This window comes from Candidatus Nanosynbacter featherlites (assembly GCF_037013405.1).
GTDB classification, from domain to species: Bacteria; Patescibacteriota; Saccharimonadia; order Saccharimonadales; family Saccharimonadaceae; genus Nanosynbacter; species Nanosynbacter featherlites_B.
Genome location: NZ_CP146064.1, coordinates 427965 through 443314 on the forward strand (window position 1 = coordinate 427965; position 15350 = coordinate 443314).

Annotated in this window: 23 protein-coding genes and 2 pseudogenes; 5 read left to right on the plus strand and 20 right to left on the minus strand. The window is 47.3% G+C overall.

Annotated elements, in window-relative coordinates; genetic code table 11:
• Positions 1–14: 14 nt before the first annotated feature.
• From V4210_RS02320 to V4210_RS04355, 4 genes are all read right to left on the minus strand, one after another.
• On the minus strand, positions 15–1412 hold the full coding sequence (locus V4210_RS02320; protein WP_338520446.1) for a hypothetical protein: 1398 nt from the start codon (positions 1410–1412) through the stop codon (positions 15–17).
• A gap of 3 nt (positions 1413–1415) precedes the next feature.
• Positions 1416–1961 carry a hypothetical protein gene (locus V4210_RS02325; protein ID WP_338520447.1) on the minus strand — a complete coding sequence of 182 codons (546 nt, stop codon included), beginning with the start codon at positions 1959–1961 and terminating at the stop codon, positions 1416–1418.
• Positions 1962–1971: 10 nt separating this feature from the next.
• Positions 1972–2292, minus strand: coding sequence for a hypothetical protein (locus V4210_RS02330; RefSeq protein ID WP_338520448.1), 321 nt, complete (start codon positions 2290–2292; stop codon positions 1972–1974).
• Between the two features lie 149 nt (positions 2293–2441).
• Positions 2442–3026, minus strand: coding sequence for a pentapeptide repeat-containing protein (locus V4210_RS04355; RefSeq protein ID WP_411912129.1), 585 nt, complete (start codon positions 3024–3026; stop codon positions 2442–2444).
• On the opposite strand from V4210_RS04355, the pseudogene V4210_RS04360 reads away from it, so the two are divergent.
• Positions 2920–3243, plus strand: a pseudogene (locus V4210_RS04360) (pentapeptide repeat-containing protein); the annotation flags it as partial. The gene V4210_RS04355 and the pseudogene V4210_RS04360 sit on opposite strands and share 107 nt — an antisense overlap.
• Here the strand turns inward: V4210_RS04360 and V4210_RS04365 are convergent.
• The 15 genes and pseudogenes from V4210_RS04365 to V4210_RS02405 all read right to left on the minus strand — a co-directional run.
• Positions 3150–3401, minus strand: a pseudogene (locus tag V4210_RS04365) (pentapeptide repeat-containing protein); the annotation flags it as partial. The pseudogenes V4210_RS04360 and V4210_RS04365 sit on opposite strands and share 94 nt — an antisense overlap.
• Before the next feature lie 9 nt (positions 3402–3410).
• Positions 3411–3836: a VRR-NUC domain-containing protein gene (locus V4210_RS02340; RefSeq protein WP_338520450.1), complete on the minus strand. Its 426-nt coding sequence runs from the start codon at positions 3834–3836 to the stop codon at positions 3411–3413.
• Positions 3829–4113: a hypothetical protein gene (locus V4210_RS02345; RefSeq protein WP_338520451.1), complete on the minus strand. Its 285-nt coding sequence runs from the start codon at positions 4111–4113 to the stop codon at positions 3829–3831. Before V4210_RS02345 ends, V4210_RS02340 begins: the two co-directional genes overlap by 8 nt.
• Positions 4088–4411 carry a hypothetical protein gene (locus tag V4210_RS02350; protein WP_338520452.1) on the minus strand — a complete coding sequence of 108 codons (324 nt, stop codon included), beginning with the start codon at positions 4409–4411 and terminating at the stop codon, positions 4088–4090. Before V4210_RS02350 ends, V4210_RS02345 begins: the two co-directional genes overlap by 26 nt.
• A gap of 118 nt (positions 4412–4529) precedes the next feature.
• Entirely contained in the window at positions 4530–4973 is a 444-nt protein-coding gene (locus V4210_RS02355) for a hypothetical protein (protein WP_338520453.1), read from the minus strand.
• Positions 4966–5184 (minus strand): hypothetical protein, encoded by a 219-nt coding sequence (locus V4210_RS02360; RefSeq protein WP_338520454.1) that lies wholly within the window; start codon positions 5182–5184, stop codon positions 4966–4968. Before V4210_RS02360 ends, V4210_RS02355 begins: the two co-directional genes overlap by 8 nt.
• 653 nt (positions 5185–5837) lie before the next feature.
• On the minus strand, positions 5838–6821 hold the full coding sequence (locus tag V4210_RS02365; RefSeq protein WP_338520456.1) for a hypothetical protein: 984 nt from the start codon (positions 6819–6821) through the stop codon (positions 5838–5840).
• Entirely contained in the window at positions 6809–7048 is a 240-nt protein-coding gene (locus V4210_RS02370) for a hypothetical protein (RefSeq protein WP_338520457.1), read from the minus strand. The genes V4210_RS02365 and V4210_RS02370 overlap by 13 nt, the downstream gene beginning before the upstream one ends.
• A gap of 68 nt (positions 7049–7116) precedes the next feature.
• Complete coding sequence (locus tag V4210_RS02375) at positions 7117–7443, minus strand: general stress protein (RefSeq protein ID WP_338520458.1); 327 nt, start codon at positions 7441–7443, stop codon at positions 7117–7119.
• A 13-nt stretch (positions 7444–7456) separates the two neighbouring features.
• The gene (locus tag V4210_RS02380) at positions 7457–7915 is read right to left on the minus strand and encodes a single-stranded DNA-binding protein (protein WP_338520459.1); all 459 of its coding nucleotides are present in this window, start codon (positions 7913–7915) and stop codon (positions 7457–7459) included.
• Between the two features lie 2 nt (positions 7916–7917).
• The gene (locus tag V4210_RS02385; protein ID WP_338520460.1) at positions 7918–8724 is read right to left on the minus strand and encodes a hypothetical protein; all 807 of its coding nucleotides are present in this window, start codon (positions 8722–8724) and stop codon (positions 7918–7920) included.
• Between the two features lie 9 nt (positions 8725–8733).
• Positions 8734–9561, minus strand: coding sequence for an ATP-binding protein (locus V4210_RS02390; RefSeq protein WP_338520461.1), 828 nt, complete (start codon positions 9559–9561; stop codon positions 8734–8736).
• Between the two features lie 13 nt (positions 9562–9574).
• Entirely contained in the window at positions 9575–10297 is a 723-nt protein-coding gene (locus V4210_RS02395; protein WP_411912118.1) for a PD-(D/E)XK nuclease-like domain-containing protein, read from the minus strand.
• A 115-nt stretch (positions 10298–10412) separates the two neighbouring features.
• On the minus strand, positions 10413–10613 hold the full coding sequence (locus V4210_RS02400) for a hypothetical protein (RefSeq protein WP_338520463.1): 201 nt from the start codon (positions 10611–10613) through the stop codon (positions 10413–10415).
• A 2-nt stretch (positions 10614–10615) separates the two neighbouring features.
• A complete protein-coding gene (locus tag V4210_RS02405) occupies positions 10616–10819 on the minus strand; it encodes a hypothetical protein (protein WP_338520464.1) in 204 nt (67 codons plus the stop codon).
• A gap of 965 nt (positions 10820–11784) precedes the next feature.
• Between V4210_RS02405 and V4210_RS02410 the strand changes: the two genes are divergently transcribed.
• Both V4210_RS02410 and V4210_RS02415 read left to right on the plus strand, forming a co-directional pair.
• Positions 11785–12186, plus strand: coding sequence for a hypothetical protein (locus V4210_RS02410; protein WP_338520465.1), 402 nt, complete (start codon positions 11785–11787; stop codon positions 12184–12186).
• Positions 12187–12737: 551 nt separating this feature from the next.
• Positions 12738–13121 (plus strand): hypothetical protein, encoded by a 384-nt coding sequence (locus V4210_RS02415; RefSeq protein ID WP_338520466.1) that lies wholly within the window; start codon positions 12738–12740, stop codon positions 13119–13121.
• A 3-nt stretch (positions 13122–13124) separates the two neighbouring features.
• On the opposite strand, the gene V4210_RS02420 is transcribed toward V4210_RS02415, so the two are convergent.
• Positions 13125–13670, minus strand: a complete 546-nt coding sequence (locus V4210_RS02420; RefSeq protein WP_338520467.1) for a TrmH family RNA methyltransferase — start codon at positions 13668–13670, stop codon at positions 13125–13127.
• 244 nt (positions 13671–13914) lie between these two features.
• Here V4210_RS02420 and V4210_RS02425 point away from each other — a divergent pair, with 244 nt between their 5' ends.
• Both V4210_RS02425 and V4210_RS02430 read left to right on the plus strand, forming a co-directional pair.
• Positions 13915–14343, plus strand: coding sequence for a hypothetical protein (locus V4210_RS02425; RefSeq protein ID WP_338520468.1), 429 nt, complete (start codon positions 13915–13917; stop codon positions 14341–14343).
• Positions 14344–14505: 162 nt separating this feature from the next.
• Positions 14506–15162, plus strand: coding sequence for a hypothetical protein (locus V4210_RS02430; RefSeq protein WP_338520469.1), 657 nt, complete (start codon positions 14506–14508; stop codon positions 15160–15162).
• Positions 15163–15350: the final 188 nt, after the last annotated feature.

The following is a 15350-nucleotide window of genomic DNA, read 5'->3' on the forward strand; positions in this document are numbered from 1 at the left end:
TGTAAATATACGGATTACATAATTCCGCCCCACTCCATCACTACCTCGTGCTTCAGCTGTAGCCAGAGACCCATCAATACAGAGTCGAATATGTCAGGCGATTTGCCGAGCCGCTTCTTGATTGATTCCTTGGATTCCAACACGAACACCTTGTCTTTGTACTCGTGGTGGTGCATCTGTGCCTCCTTGATAAACTCATTGAGAAACGGAAAGCTCTCGAGTATTTTGACCTTGCCGCTGTCTAACCCCATCGCCAGCATATACGCCAACTGTGAACGTAAATTATTAAACGCCATCAGCTCCTGTGAACGCTCAGCGTCCTCTCGGCTCTTTGGCTCGTCGCCAAATGTCAAAAATGGATCAGGTGCAAAGCCGGACTTAAATACCGCAAACTCAGCACCGCGGTCTTTACCGCCATCGATAACACCAACACCAACGCCCACGCCGTCAATGGCAATATTCTCATAACCAATCGCGAAGTTATCTGAATGCTCGATCAACCACTCTGCCTGCTTGCCTGTTTCCATCTGCTCGCTTGAGTCTTTCGTGATACTGCCATCAATCAGTGTCAGGTTCTCCCAGTCTGCCGCCACGCTGCGGTCAACACCATCACGCGCCACGTCGTAGCCAGTCGTCTTACGTCCTGGATCGTAGCTCTTGACGATTGCCTTGGCGAAAATACTCGAACGGAATATAGTCTTGCTCTCGTCCTGGTATTCCCAGTTATTTTTGAGGTACCGCTCAACCCACCATGTCGGGTTGGTCATCATTGCATCGATATCTGATTGCATCTGCCATGAATCAGATAAATCGAACTCGACCACACGAATATTTGACGGTAGTGGCTCATACTTGCCGTTTCCGCCATACTTCCAGCGCATATATACCTCTTTAATGTGCTCAACATCGTTTGGGTTTAGGGTGATAATGGCGATGCTCGGCTGTCCGTTAGTGTTGCGGCGTCCTTTGCGAGATTTAGCCGTGGTAAACATCGTCAGCGACAATTCGTCAGCCTCGTCAATATGGCTAGCGGTAGCGTTAATACCTTTAATTTTCTGGCCGCTCCTATCTTTTGTCTCGTCCGCCTCCACAAATCCAATCTTTGAGCCGTTAGGGAACTTAATCTCGTAATCTTGGCCATTGTACGTGTAATCCTCGCCCTCCTTGAAGTTCTTGCGGTCGAGCATAGTCAGGTATGACGGAATCACCGACCGCTTCGCCGTGCTGATATTCTTGCGAAAAACCGTCCAATATGTCTTCTCAAATGTGTCACAAATATCGATGCCGATACTCGCCGCGATGTCTGTCTTGCCGGTGCCAACTGCACCAATCAAATAAATAGTATCGACTTCAGGGCAGTCGTTAATAATATCGACAACGCTTTGCTGCTTCGGCTTTAATTCTAGCGACATGGGCTATTCGCCTTTCGTTTTGCGCGGCTTGATGGTCGATACAATCTTTGGCGGCTGCTTCTCGCGAACATCGACAGACAAATCAACATGATCAACTGGCTTGCCAAAAGCTCGGTCTAGCATGTCCTTAATAGCTTTGTTGTCTGGCTTCTGCGTGGCGATGAAATAGTACTCGTCATCCACGCCATCAAGCTCACCGTCGAGAAATGCCGCAATCGTTTCGGGGTCAGTAACTTGCTCAGCCGGTAGTCGATTGCCTTTTCGGTCGGTCTTTATCACAAACAGCAACTGCACGCCCGTCGCCAGTCGGAACTGTGCCTCATACAGCTTGTCAGCGTTTCTGGTGATTCGATCCAAAATACGCTGCTTCTCTTTCATACGGTCGAGAACCTTCTGGGTCTTTTTGCCCTTAATTCCGCCGCTGCCTTTCCTAGCTCCGCCATGAGTTGATGGTGACGTACGTTTACAACCAGCTACATGGATATCGTAATTGTCTTGCCGCTTATACTTTCGGCCGCATTTAGGACATGATTTGAAGTCATCTTTCATGATTATAATTCTAGAGATTGACGCGTAGTTCTTTTGGTATTGACTGCTCAGAGACAGATGAAATATACACGCCGTAACTGTTTGCGATGAGCTGTGCTTGCATGAGAGTCAGGTCTTTAGTGCTTTGTAACTTGCGTAGCATATTCTGGTATGGTTTTTTGTTTCGATCTTGCCAAGACTGCAAGAGGATGTAGTGCGACAACGGCTTGCATTTTCGCTCATCACCAATAATAATTGCCTGTTTCGAAATATAATAAATGGCGACCTGCCCGATCTCCTGACGGCGTCGCCTTGTCTTGTCTTGTTTGTCGATTTTTAGCCATTTGACCATGTTTGTTATCCCTCCTCTACCTCTGAAATATACAGATTAGGCGCTGGCAATCGCGGCCTCCCAACCGCTCAATCTCACCAGCGCCTAGCTATAAAATGCTTTGACTGTTTTATCAAGCAGTCAAGCGTTCCACTTCAGTCATAAACCTCTCAATCGTTCGATTGCTCTTGTGATTTCGGCGGAATGACGATCAGCTTGTCAAACGGTAGGATGAATGCTTGACGTCCCAACAGCTGCTTCACTTCAATCACCGCTTCGCCTCCTTTTATCGCAATCACATCGCCGCACAGCGCCTCTATCGGTTCGTCGCCATGCTTAAATGCAACCCTGTCGCCAACTTTAACCCCTGGCGTTTCAGGCTGCGCGCATTTCTCGTCGGCTTGAGATTTAACACCATCAGCAATTGCCTTTGACGCGGCGCTAGCATTTTTAGCTACCGCTTCAAAAGAGCCAGCGGCAGGCTTCAGCTTCCAGCTCTTGATTCTCAAAACGTTTTTCCAAGTAAACGACCATCGACGACAGCTTTTAACACCGTGATGCATCTCCGTTTCAATCTCTTCAAGATTCGTGAGACTCAAGAAATACCCTCTACGATAATTGACGTCAAAATTGCTGTCCGAGTAATAAATAGCAGCGCCACTCAGGTCAGCGTCCCTCAGGTCAGCGTCCCTCAGGTCAGCGCCACTCAGGTCAGCGTCCCTCAGGTCAGCGCCACTCAGGTCAGCGCCACTCAGGTCAGCGTCCCTCAGGTCAGCGCCACTCAGGTCAGCGTCCCTCAGGTCAGCGTCCCTCAGGTCAGCGCCACTCAGGTCAGCGTCCCTCAGGTCAGCGCCACTCAGGTCAGCGTCCCTCAGGTCAGCGTCCCTCAGGTTAGCGTCCCTCAGGTCAGCGTCCCTCAGGTTAGCGTCCCTCAGGTTAGCGTCCCTCAGGTCAGCGTCCCTCAGGTCAGCGTCCCTCAGGTCAGCGTCCCTCAGGTCAGCGTCCCTCAGGTTAGCGTTATCGTCAACAGCTGCTTCAACTGCTTTTTTCATCGTGGCGTTGTCTGATTCGTACTCAAACAATACATCTCCGCTGAACCATGATTTAATTTCAATTTTTACTTTGGACATTTTAGTCTCCTATTTAGTTATTGATTCGATAAACTTAATGGCCTCATCACAGCCTTTGCAGACAACAGTCTCAACACCGGCCTCGTTGAGTGTCTTAATCCACTTCTTTTGGTTCCCTGATGTCACGCCTCCTTTCTTGCGTTTCATTTCGATGAACACCAAGCGGCTAATAGGCTGGTCGTAATCAGCGCTATCGTCGCTATCAAGTGTTTCTACGTAGACTCGTCGTGTTCCTGTGTTAGGCACAACTACGGCCAAGTCTGGCACACCAGAACTCACGCCAAGCTTCTTATTCTTGATTCGCTGCTTATGGCTTTTGGTATAGGTTTCGTTAGGTACTCTGAAACGTGGATAGCCGTTATCGTCCAACCATTTAACAAACGCCTCCTGCTCTTGGTCTTCGTATGGATTATCTATGTTTGCGAGATTAGGCATTTCCTCCTCCTTTCTCTTTAGGCACTCTGTAGCGTATCTGTATTGGCATTCGCCACTCCTTAACCATCCACAATGGATACTGATAAATCTCAAAATACTCAACAAAGAATCTTTTTCTGATGCGCAATCTTGCGGCAGCGATAGCGTCGTCACGATCCTTAAAGGCAACAACTTCACTAATAGCATTCTTGAGTAGATAATCTTCGTTAATATGCGGATTGACTATTCGAACGATATATACAACATCAGAATTAAAGTTTTTTCTCATATTTTTCATTGCCTCCAGCCTTGAAGCACTCACTCGGCTTCCTCAAAAAGCGTTCGGTGTTCTCGCCATCTTTCATTTCAACCAGCACCTTGGTAACTTTTCGGGTTTTGGATATTACGAAGAGTCCATCAAGTAGGCGCGTAGTATGTTGCTCCTCGGTTACTCCGCCGGCAACAACAACGCCAAGTCCATATCTGTCGGGATTACTTTTTCTTTCATCTCGATAGGCGAAATACACTTTATCGCCGACAGCAAGCCCGTCAAAAGACTGCCGAAACGCCGACTCTTTAAGTTCGATTCTGTCCATTACTTCCTCCTCTTCTTAGATTCATCTAGCCACTCTCGATACTCGATCTCGTCCTCGATTGCTGGCACGATTAGGACTGTTAGTATTACGATTGCGAAAATTACCGCGATTATTATGGTCATGATTGTTTCTCCTCTGGCTTCTTAATTCGCACCAGGCGACAATTTGTAATGTACGTGCCCATAATGCTTGTCCTGTCGCCAGTCTCTAATGCTCTAAGCGCCGGTAATCCCACGCCACACATCTCTACAATCTGACAGACGATATTAATCTTATTGCCAGTCTCCGCATCTGGATAGACAACCAAAACATAATCGTGCATCCGCAACTTGTCATCGTCGCCTATTTCCCAATCGTCGTAGGTGAAATGACTTAAAACCAGGTCGCAGCATGCTGCGTGGTTGTAGTTGTAGTCGCTGTGGTCTAGCGGTTCTTTAACATAATCGTCCCATAGCGGCTGGCCGCAGTTGTGGCACTCTGGACGACCAGCGCAATAGCACAGATCGTGTCCATCGTTGCATGACAGCGCGCGAGGGTCGCCTCGCTGTTTTATGTCAGTCATCGTCCAGCTCCTCTAACCTCTTTTTATTTACGTAGTCAATAAGGCTCTCGTAATCTATGTTCATAGTCACCTCAATGCGCGGCAACAGTAGCATAGTCCCGTCAACTCCGCTTCTTGCAATGGAATCAAACTCGAAATTAGCAAAAGCCAAACATGAATCAATATTATCTTTGATGTAGTCTATGACCTGTTTTTGATCAGCCTGCAACATAGTGTCCCTTTCTTCCGTCTAATTTCAACCGCATAACTGGTGGCTATATAAGGTGATGATTTGCCGAGTTTTAATTTCCTCGAATATGAGGGAATTAGGTTTCGTAAAGTCACATCACACGACATTTTTCCAGCCGATAGCTGCCTTAGTGTTCATCGTGGTGCTGTCGACAATTCTGTCAGCTTTAATCTCATCAAGCCGTCAAGGATGCAAACCCAAGACGAAAATAATGAGAGAACACGCGTCTACCTATTCCGCCACTTATATAGCCATTCAGCAACACCATTTGTAAAGCACTAATATGGTTAATTTGTCTTGATGATGTTGCCAGTTGATAGCACCAAAATATAGTTGTTTAGAATAGCTATAAATAGGTATACAATTTTTTCCCTAAGTAACAATTAAAGGTGCGTTGGCGCTACCAGTTGAACAGACGATACACGTTACACTGCGGTTGTATGAGCCGACTCACAACGTTTCACGATTTTTGCCTGACACGCCGGGGTGGGATGGCGTACGGCGGATAAGGAGTTGTGCATATCATCTGTCCAGTTGAGTAGACGATATGTGGAGGTCGTCTACCCAGTTATGCGGTTGAATTGTTAATGTTCACCCAGTTTTTCGACGTATGGTAGGTCAATGGTAAACAGCGTTTATATGTTCATGTTCATCTGCGAGTCGCCATCGATCCGCTTTTTACTGGTTGCGAGATAGTGCGATCCGGTCAGATTGCTATCGACGTAATTGTCGGCCAAAATATTGACGAACATCATTGCGTCACGGTTATCCATGATGATAATGCCGTCATTATTGTCTGTCATGAGCGCCAAGTTCATTTCGTCAGCATGATCAACGACCCTTTGTCGGTCTGGTAGATGTTCAACGTCTAGCTTTAGCAGTGTGTCGGTCAGCGACCTACTATTGTCAGCTAACTCTTCCAACGACAAGCCCTCTGGGAATGACAACGCAAACTTCTCAGTTAGGTGTTTGGCGATTCGCCTAGTTACAATGTCGCTTGACGGATCTTGCCTAAACAGGTTGACGAACTTTTTCGGATTGAACGCGAACACTTTGTCGCCGGCGATTAGCACTTGGTTGTCTGCTGGTATTTTGAATGCCGCATCAGCCTTGAGTTCACCAAACTTGCTGCCACTGGTCTGCCACGTAAGGCTGCCGCTCAACATCTGCGACCGCTGGAGCTGTTTGGCGACGTAAAAGGTCTTGTCTGGATCCTTTGGATCGCTAAACCGCGCTACAATACCGTGCATACGCTTCAGTTCGTGTTCTTGATCGTCGAATTGAGAGATGCGATCATCACCAAGGAAATAAACGAGAGTATGAGCACGCTGGATGCTTTCAAGCTCGCTGTACATCAGGACATTGTCTATCTGATCGTTTGTTGCATAGTCTTTGATTGACAGTCCAGTCGCTGCTCCGGTTTGAACCGCGTTAAGTATTTCATAGAGAAATAATACTCGCATCTGCTCTTCCATCTTCTCTGAATCCAATGGCAAGACATATGGTGTAAAGTTTTTGTTGAAAATGAACAGGTCAATGAGTAGGTCTTTCTTATGTGCGTCAGCCCAGTTTGCCCACTGGAATATGTCGAATTGGTTGTCGTCGATCATTTTTCCCACCAAAATCCTTTCTGCTCAGCCGCAGCCTCAGGTTGCTTTTCACTATCCTGTAGGCTGCCAGCTGGCTTATTGTTAATTTTTACCGCAATATCCACGCTGCGAACGCCGTGCTCCAGCAGCCATTTCTTAGCTTTCTTGGCTGCCACCTCTGTTTCGTAGGTTTTCGCGTGCGGCTTGTTTTTGTCGTCACTCCAGCGAACGGTGAATGTGTAATTCACTAGAGACATTACGTAGCCTCCAATTTCTTGCGCTTGCGGCGCTGTTTTTTGCGAAGTGCTTTTTTAGTCACGACTCCTCAATCTCCAAACCTCTCATACATACAGTTTTCGTGCATGTCTGGATAGTCTTTTCGCTCTGCGTCAGATTGAATGAGCGCCAAATTGCACATACTGCATCTGCCGTACGGTGCGGTTTGTTCAAATTCAGCCAGCTCGTCATTTTGTTTGGGTCTACGTTTGCTGATCCGTCCGCAAATCCGAGCTGCCTCCCGATTGAGTGCAAAGCCAGTTTTGCTGCCCCTTGACCTCGATCCGCCCTTTCTGCCGATTTCACGGTAGAAGTTTGGGTTTTTCGCGAGAATTGTTGCGGCAGCTTTTCTGCCGCCGGCTTCCGTTCCTGCCATGATTCTCCTTTCCTTAAAATGGTATTTCGCTCAAATCAATCGGCGCGTCGAGGTCGATATCCTCGGTCGCTTTCGCTGCTTGATTAGTCGTTGTGTTTGTCGCTTTAGCGTCGGCTTCGGCGTATCGCTCAGTAGCTGGCACAGCGTTATTGCCGCTACCCTTGGCGTCGCTCAAAAACTGGAACTGGTCGATGATGACTTCAGTGGCTTTGCGCTTGATGTCGTCCTTCTCCCAGATTCTGGTTTGCAATCTGCCAGTTATGCCAATCTGCTTGCCTTTCGGTGCATATTCTGCCAGTAGTTCGGCTGCTTTATTCCAGGCAACGCAATCGATAAAGCTAGCGTCGGCATCTTTGCCGTATCCATCAACCGCTAGTGCGAATGAGGCTACGGACTTGCCGCTATTCGTCGTTTTGACTTCAATGTCTCGGACGACGCGACCGATTAGAGTTACTGTGTTGATTGCTGCCATGCTCAGAAACTCTTTTCCTCGCGGATTTCAACACCTGGGATTTCACGTAGCCCATTGGCGATGGCTTCGCGGATTAGTTTGTCGCTCGGCTCACACAAGTAGCGTGGCACTAACTCAGGATTGGTAACCGTGAATACCGTTTTCGTTTTAATACCAGACTTGACGGCTGGCTTCTGTGTTTTAGCAGCTTTGGCTGCTTCAGCCTCAGCAATCTCTTGCTCGCGTTTACGCTGTGCTGCCAGCTTGGCTGCTTCAGCTTCGTCGCGTTCGGCGGTCGTCAATTCGTCTTTACGTGTCAGCAGTTCGTTGATGGCTTTGGTGAATGCTAGCTTGATTTCAGCATGGTTCTGATCAGCTTCTGGTAGCTCAGCGAATACCTGCTTCAATTCAGCACCTCGCTCATCGCAGGCTTTCTGGCTGCGTAATGATTTAGCGTTGGTAGCGAACTTGGCGCAAATAGCGTCAACGCGTGCCGCTTCCTGTTTTGCCAGTCGCTCCTGCTCCTCTTGATAAGCCAGAATCTTTTGGCTGATATTCTCTAACGCCTCTTCGGCCGGTGCCAGTACATCCTTTTCAGCGTCGATGAATTGTGACTTGACGCTGTCAAAGTTGCGAGTGATCGCCAGCCGTGCATTCTTGACTTCAGTACGGTGAGAGGTGATCAGCTTGCGGATTGCGACTGCTTCTTTAGCGGTAGTGTCGTCGGTTATCTCTTTAGCTTTGGCTTGTTCCAAAAGCTCTTGCGATTTGATTTTGAACGGCGATATCGTAGCAACCTGCGAATCGACGTATTCTTGTAGTTGTGACATATTCCTCCTTTACTTCCTGTCTGCTTCAGATTTACCAAGGCGAGCGCCGGTCATTTCGACGCGTGAGCTTGGAATGGTTGGTTTGGCAGCCGCTTCAATCTGCTCTCGGCTCGCCAGTGTCGGTGCTGGTGCAATCCACGCGTACTCAGCGTCGCCTCTTACGCCATCGACGATTTTCGTGAAATCTGGCTCGATGTAGCGGCCTAGCCGACCCGTGCGGTCTTTGGCAACGTACTTGTCACTAGCTGGATCAACGATAATCAGGCGCTTGGTGTCGCCAGTTTCGGTATCATTGATCGTCGTCATGTAGCCGACGATATCCACCAGATTGACCAGTTCCTCAGATAGTCTTGTGGCGACCATCGGACGTTTAATGACGCGGCCGTCATCGTCTTTTTCCTGAACGTGAGCCACGATAACGATATGCTTACCGCTATCGCGCATGGTTTTCAGAAAGTTTCGCATGGTCGATTTCAGCCAGCCCCAGCCAGCCATGGTCGGGTTGCCGTCGCGCTGGACCAGTTTACTGTCAGCTCTATTTCGCATATAGGCAATCAACTTCTCCATCAGCTCGCCAATCGGGTCGATAATTACCGTGTCGTAGTCCTCAGTAAGTGCGATTTGCATGAACTCCTGCATGTCGTCCCATTTTTCGATCAGTGCCACGTCGGCCGCGATACCGCGAAGTCCAAAGTATTTGCTACCATTTTCGCAGTCAGCGATGATAGGTCGTGGGGCGGTGGCTGCAAACGTTGTTTTACCGACACCGCCCTCGCCATACACAACCATCAGAATTGATGGTTTTTCGGTCGGATCTAAACTATTAAAGACTCTCATATTCTCCTTTCTTTTACAGGCTCCAGTCGCCTAACTCCCTCACCTCCTCGATGAGAAAGTTCGGCTCGCTGTCGCCAAACTTTATGATCTCGTCGACACACGTACGCAACTTGCGTTCGCCAGCTTCAACAAAATCGATGCCAGCAATCATGAACTGCACGCGGTATGGTGCGACGGACTCAACCACACAGTAGGCAAACTTGACTAGCGCCGGGTCTAGCTCTAAGCTTGACGCCGTCACCAGCGTGTAAACTGCTGACTGTAAATCGTAATGCATTGACTGTGCGGTTTTGAAAAACTTGTCGAACTTTGCGGTAGTTTTCAAGTCGGTTATCATGGCCGATTCATTAGTGCGAATCAGCACATCAGCCTTACCTTTCATATCTACGCCGTCAGCGGTGCGAGCATACATTTCGTGCTCAAAGGTTGCGCCTTTAGCAAAAATGTATTGCTTCGCTAGCGGGTGGTTCTCGATATTCTTCAAAATCTGATCAGCAGCCTTGAACATGCCTAAAGTGATGATGTGTTTGCCAACAGCTTTCTGTTCGTTACGCCACGCCTTTGATTCTTTCGAGTAGAAGTTCTCAAACGGACTGATGGCGAATTGATCCTCGCCGCCGAGTATCAGCATGTGAACCAGCTGCCCCAAATCGATAGCTTTGCTGTCTAGGTCTGGCAAGTCTCCGCGTTTAGCTGCAACTGCATAATCGATACCGTGATCGAGAATCAGCTTCATTGACGAATATGACCACTCTGGTCGGCTATAGTAAGCGTCTGCCACTTACGCCTCCCCCGCCAAAGCTCGGTCAAGAAACGTCGGATCGATTAGGTTTTCCAATTTTTCAAACAAACTATTTTCGTCCATAAAACTTGCCCTCAATCCACTTCATACCTTTGTCAAAAATCCGCAGCCACTTCGCTGCTTTGACCGACTTATCGAAGTCGTGGTCATTCAACTCGCGTAGCTTGTCAATCACCCTGTCAAGTGGCTCGCGCTTATGCACCGACACCAGCTGAACTGGTGACGGCATCACGTTTACGTGTATCTTCATCGCTAAATCTCCTTTCGCGATTTTAATTCTTGTATAGCTTCGTCGAACGCACCGTTCACAAACAGCACAATTGCCAGAACCGCGATTGCTACGAACTGCACCCACCAGAGACGCAGATCTGTTGGCTCGCTGATTGCGATTATCGCGGCTGGTAGTCCAACTACCCAGCTAATGATTTTTTTGATCTGTTTGTTTTTCGCTGCCATTTTTCAGCTCCTTTCGTTTTACGTACAAGAGTGCTCGCAGTCACTCTCGTACTGTTAGATATCTCGTCTCTGTCGTGTTTTAAGCGGTTTGTAGTCCGCTGTCTCTAATTTCTGACCAGCTGTTACTCAAATCTCTAAAAACCCGCTCTGACGTTTCAATGAAGCTACAAACGCTGAACGTACAGGATTTCTAGCCTCATTTTTACGTCAAATAAAAAAGAATCGACGCGAAGTCGATTCATGGTTGATAGATTTAACTAACAGAGGTAGTCGCTGTTTATATCATGTAAGATTATTTCGTGATTTATATATATCAGCTTTTGCACATGCAGAGGCCGGCGTTTCGCCTGGAGCCACCAGGCTGGAGACGCCCCACTCCGCGGAGAATAGCCTTTCTCCGCCCGACTCCAGAAGGAGTTATCATGAGCGAGGGAGACATTAGATGTGGCGACAACTGCATTTTAAGGCGGCTCTCCAACGGATAGCACTATGTGACAACACCAAGTGAGGCCCCCACCGGATCCAGTGTGTATGAGTGCAATTTCGATTCAGACTTGAGATATCAGATTCTGTCTCATGGTACGGTCGTGATTCACCGTAAGTCTCAGTGCCCGTCCTGCCAAGGGCGATCTAATAGCCCTCTTAGAGAGTCTGGTCAGTTTGACGGCAGAAGTGCGGCTGTATACCGTTCTCCCGGCACAACCAACATACTCTACGGCGGCAGGAGCGGTAACACTCCTGACGATGGCCATGGCCATGTCAGAGCAACAGGCGGCCCCACTGGTGAGAACATCGTATTCTGGAGACTTCCAGAGGACGAAGGCGGTCAGACGATCGTCGACAACTCGTGGGACGTTACTGGAGGTAATGATCTGCGATGACAGAGCTTAGGCTCTGGAACCATTGACCCGGACAAGTCATAAAACTGTCCATACTTCTTAAATGTAGGTTATAATCATAGGACTATGAAAAATAGCATCAAATTATCTTTGCCAAAGTTTATAACCGAGGCTTTCCCTGTTCTTGAAGACGCAGAATATATACGCTCTTTCGCAGGACTTTTTATATTGTACCCAGATACCCAATTCTATTTATTCCAAAGCGCAGGCCACGATTCACTACGCTCATTTATCCTTGTTGCTACGGACTATTCTGACCCGTTTGACCAAAGCTACGAATTAAAGGAGATGACAGGTAAATACGAGTTTGAGTTTACGCGTATTGTCGCTCCATATAGAAATAATAAGTTCATAGAACTTCGCCAACATGACGATATGGAGGCAGGTTACGACATACGAGATCCTCATGGGAATTGGTGCTACTATTTAACGGAGGCGACATACAGGCCAGATTGGGTGGAGCGATGATCGATAGCGTCTTTATAGAATGAGTTTCATACAATTCACTCCTCAGGTACATAAATCAGACCACCTTCATCAGCGGAAGTTGTCACCCAACTGCTCATAATCTCATCATAATAAGATTCAAATACTTGCTTATTCTTTATTTCAGCTCCTCCCCAGCTAGTATGAATGAGGGAATTCCCACTTCGCGGAGAGTATTTCCCTGCCCGACTCCAAGAGGAGTTATCATGGAGCAACGCGGCCGCTTTGACGGAAGAGAGGCAAAGATCTATCGGTCCGGAGGAATGATCAATATCTACTACGGTGGTAGGTAGATAACATTCCTAACGATGGCCACGGTCATGTGAAAGCTACAGGTGGCCACTTAGTGAAAATATCGTCTACTGGCGACTACCTACTGATGAAGGAGGCAACACCATAATAGACAACAGATTCACGACCATGAATGGCAACAATCTGAGACTAGATGTCTATCTGACCGGCCTATATTAGGCCAACAGACATGGATAAGTCATAAAACTGTCCACTTTTCTTGATATAATTAAGGTTGCTGTATGAATAATTATTCAAATATCCTATTTCCGGAAATAATCAATGAGGCTTTTCCAATTATCAATGATGCGTCGTATGTTCGCCAGCTGGCGTCGCTTATACCACTCTGTCCTGATACGGCATTTCATCTGTTTGCTGATAAAAATGGATCCTTCTTCGCGCTAGTAATGACTGATTATCCCAACCCCACTAATCAGAGTGTAGAGCTCAAACAGATTTCCGGAGAATATGAATTTGAATTCACCAACCTCGTCAAGCCGTATACCGACGATAAGTATATAGAAGTTCGTGAGAATGATGAGATGAATGAATCGTTTTCCGTTCCAGATCCGAATAGTTATTATCATTATTATCTGGCAACAGTGAAGCAAAAGCTGAACTGGTGATAGCTAGTCCACAGCAGACTGTCGCCTTAACACATGCTGTTGCAGCCAGCAATACATCGCTACAGTCGCTGCCGCGCCGACATTGATGGAGCGGGTCGAGCCAAACTGTTCAATGGCCACTATCTTGTCCGCCGCCTGTGCCATCTCCTCAGAGATCCCTGGGCCTTCTTGGCCAAACACTAGCACCGCACGCTCTGGTAAGCTCGTCTCCGCCATATTGACACTGCTTGGGATATTGTCAATCGCAATAATCTCCCTGCTCTCCTCACGCATCTTCTCAACAAATTCTTCTGTCGTCGCCAAATATGTAATGTGCAAATATTTATCCGTCATCATGGCACCTCGCTTGTTCCACTGCCGCCTGCCGATGACGTAAATCTGCCGCACACCAAACGCATTGGCACTCCTGACGATAGTCCCCATATTAAAATCCCGCTCGGTGTTCTCCAGAGCAATCACCAAGCCGTGATCCTTGGCGTCCAGCTCCTTTACGATCTCCGCCTCACTCCGACCTTTGAATTTGTCAATCACATTTCGAGTATCTTGCATCTCTGTTATTGTAGCAAAATCATCAAACAAAAGACAAAGTCCCGTATATCTATTGACTTTTTAGCATAAGTGTGATATAATGAAAATCAGCTTTCGTTGATGAGTTGAGTAAATCCTTGTCCAAAAGTGAACTTTGACAGGCAATCGAATACAAGATGAGGTTTTATTTCTTTTTTGAACGCTAAGAGAGATAAAATCTCATCTTGTATTGTAAAGAACAGTACTTCACTGCACACTCGCAGAGATGAGGATCGAAGACGAGGAGAGTATCATGTCATCAGATGACATTGCCCGCGAAGTTATCACCCTGGATGAAACGTGGCACAAAGTTGTCACTCTAGTATGCAAGGAGGGGTATGCTTCAATGTTCCAAGTTAGGCGGTTCATCCATCTCATTAGAAGCTTCACTGCGTGCATAGAAGATTTGGAGACATATGTCGAGAATCATCTCTCCACAGGTGATATCACTGACGACGTCGATGACGTTGTGATGGCGTTTGAAGCGGTCGATCGCTTCATCCAAAGGCATATCGCCCTATCCAAAGAGGATCTGTCACTATATAGATCTCTGAAGAGCGAGATGGAAGACCACCTCCTTCACCTCCTCTATCTAGGAGAGGAGGTGAAACTCGATGATGGGCTACTGCTCGTCATCTGCGTCCCCACCCACTAAGCTCTAGTCTGCATGACAGGCAATTGTTCTTTTACGATTGCCTGTCATGTAGACCCTGAATTTTACATTACTAAAATCACCCTAGCCCAGGGTGATTTTCTTGTAGTTAGCGCAATCACCAAAACCTAGTGTAGATACTATGTTATGATAAACATAACCGTTATGCGTAAAGTTAGCTATGTCAAAAAATTCTGGTTCTACCCTATCATTAGTGCTTTTCTGTCCTTTAGTTATTTGGTGTACATGGACGGATTTGTCTCTGTCAAAGATCTTGTCCAAGAAAAAACTGGACAAACCTCTTGGCAGCGGCCCAAGCAGTGGAAGCGAATCAATAATTTGAGTTATGAAACAGATGATTACGTCTATGCAGGCTTTGGTGATAAAAAGCTCAAAGACAATAAGTCAGAATCATTAGTGTATCTGTCACAAAGTCGTGAGCCTGTCGCCCCAGCCAACGCCTCAACCCAAATATACAACAGGTTGCGAAGGTCGCTGATGACAGAACAGCACATCAGAAAAACGCTTGAGCAATCCCTGAAGAATAGTACTACCATTGAGTGCACCACAGACCCCTCTTCTACTCAAGTCATAGATCACAAAGAATACGGCAACACAGTGGGAATCGCCTACATAACGATCAGCTGCGAGGTCGGCAGAGCGACGTTCGTCACCAAAGCTCGCCTGACTGTTGGTAAAAATGATGGACTGGCGCGGTTTATCGCCATCAGTACAGACGGCGACATCTGGGAAAAGAACGCTCAGGCCTTTGAAGCCATGTTAAATAACGTCTCAGAGGTTGGCGATGAGAGATATGTATAAATTGGTTTATGGCAGGAATTTTGAAATCTTGTCTTAATACCTAACCCCAGCCGGCAACGTCGCTGGTACCGCTGGTGACGCATCCTCAATTGACGCGCATGGGTATGAGCAGTAGTCAACTAACGGATGATTTGGTTATCACCTCGCTCCGGCCCTTGAATTTGTCAATCACATTTCGTGTGTCCTGC

Bases quoted from the DNA above. Each gene is read 5' to 3' on its own strand.
- V4210_RS02360 (WP_338520454.1), bottom strand. From the start codon at position 5,184: ATGTTGCAGGCTGATCAAAAACAGGTCATAGACTACATCAAAGATAAT.
- V4210_RS02405 (WP_338520464.1), bottom strand. From the start codon at position 10,819: ATGGCAGCGAAAAACAAACAGATCAAAAAAATCATTAGCTGGGTAGTT.
- V4210_RS02385 (WP_338520460.1), bottom strand. From the start codon at position 8,724: ATGTCACAACTACAAGAATACGTCGATTCGCAGGTTGCTACGATATCG.
- V4210_RS02320 (WP_338520446.1), bottom strand. From the start codon at position 1,412: ATGTCGCTAGAATTAAAGCCGAAGCAGCAAAGCGTTGTCGATATTATT.
- V4210_RS02350 (WP_338520452.1), bottom strand. From the start codon at position 4,411: ATGGACAGAATCGAACTTAAAGAGTCGGCGTTTCGGCAGTCTTTTGAC.
- V4210_RS02415 (WP_338520466.1), top strand. From the start codon at position 12,738: ATGAATAATTATTCAAATATCCTATTTCCGGAAATAATCAATGAGGCT.
- V4210_RS02430 (WP_338520469.1), top strand. From the start codon at position 14,506: ATGCGTAAAGTTAGCTATGTCAAAAAATTCTGGTTCTACCCTATCATT.
- V4210_RS02410 (WP_338520465.1), top strand. From the start codon at position 11,785: ATGAAAAATAGCATCAAATTATCTTTGCCAAAGTTTATAACCGAGGCT.
- V4210_RS02425 (WP_338520468.1), top strand. From the start codon at position 13,915: ATGAGGATCGAAGACGAGGAGAGTATCATGTCATCAGATGACATTGCC.
- V4210_RS02375 (WP_338520458.1), bottom strand. From the start codon at position 7,443: ATGGCAGGAACGGAAGCCGGCGGCAGAAAAGCTGCCGCAACAATTCTC.
- V4210_RS02330 (WP_338520448.1), bottom strand. From the start codon at position 2,292: ATGGTCAAATGGCTAAAAATCGACAAACAAGACAAGACAAGGCGACGC.
- V4210_RS02395 (WP_411912118.1), bottom strand. From the start codon at position 10,297: ATGAAGCTGATTCTCGATCACGGTATCGATTATGCAGTTGCAGCTAAA.
- V4210_RS02390 (WP_338520461.1), bottom strand. From the start codon at position 9,561: ATGAGAGTCTTTAATAGTTTAGATCCGACCGAAAAACCATCAATTCTG.
- V4210_RS02325 (WP_338520447.1), bottom strand. From the start codon at position 1,961: ATGAAAGATGACTTCAAATCATGTCCTAAATGCGGCCGAAAGTATAAG.
- V4210_RS02420 (WP_338520467.1), bottom strand. From the start codon at position 13,670: ATGCAAGATACTCGAAATGTGATTGACAAATTCAAAGGTCGGAGTGAG.
- V4210_RS02380 (WP_338520459.1), bottom strand. From the start codon at position 7,915: ATGGCAGCAATCAACACAGTAACTCTAATCGGTCGCGTCGTCCGAGAC.
- V4210_RS02340 (WP_338520450.1), bottom strand. From the start codon at position 3,836: ATGCCTAATCTCGCAAACATAGATAATCCATACGAAGACCAAGAGCAG.
- V4210_RS02345 (WP_338520451.1), bottom strand. From the start codon at position 4,113: ATGAAAAATATGAGAAAAAACTTTAATTCTGATGTTGTATATATCGTT.
- V4210_RS02355 (WP_338520453.1), bottom strand. From the start codon at position 4,973: ATGACTGACATAAAACAGCGAGGCGACCCTCGCGCGCTGTCATGCAAC.
- V4210_RS02370 (WP_338520457.1), bottom strand. From the start codon at position 7,048: ATGTCTCTAGTGAATTACACATTCACCGTTCGCTGGAGTGACGACAAA.
- V4210_RS02400 (WP_338520463.1), bottom strand. From the start codon at position 10,613: ATGAAGATACACGTAAACGTGATGCCGTCACCAGTTCAGCTGGTGTCG.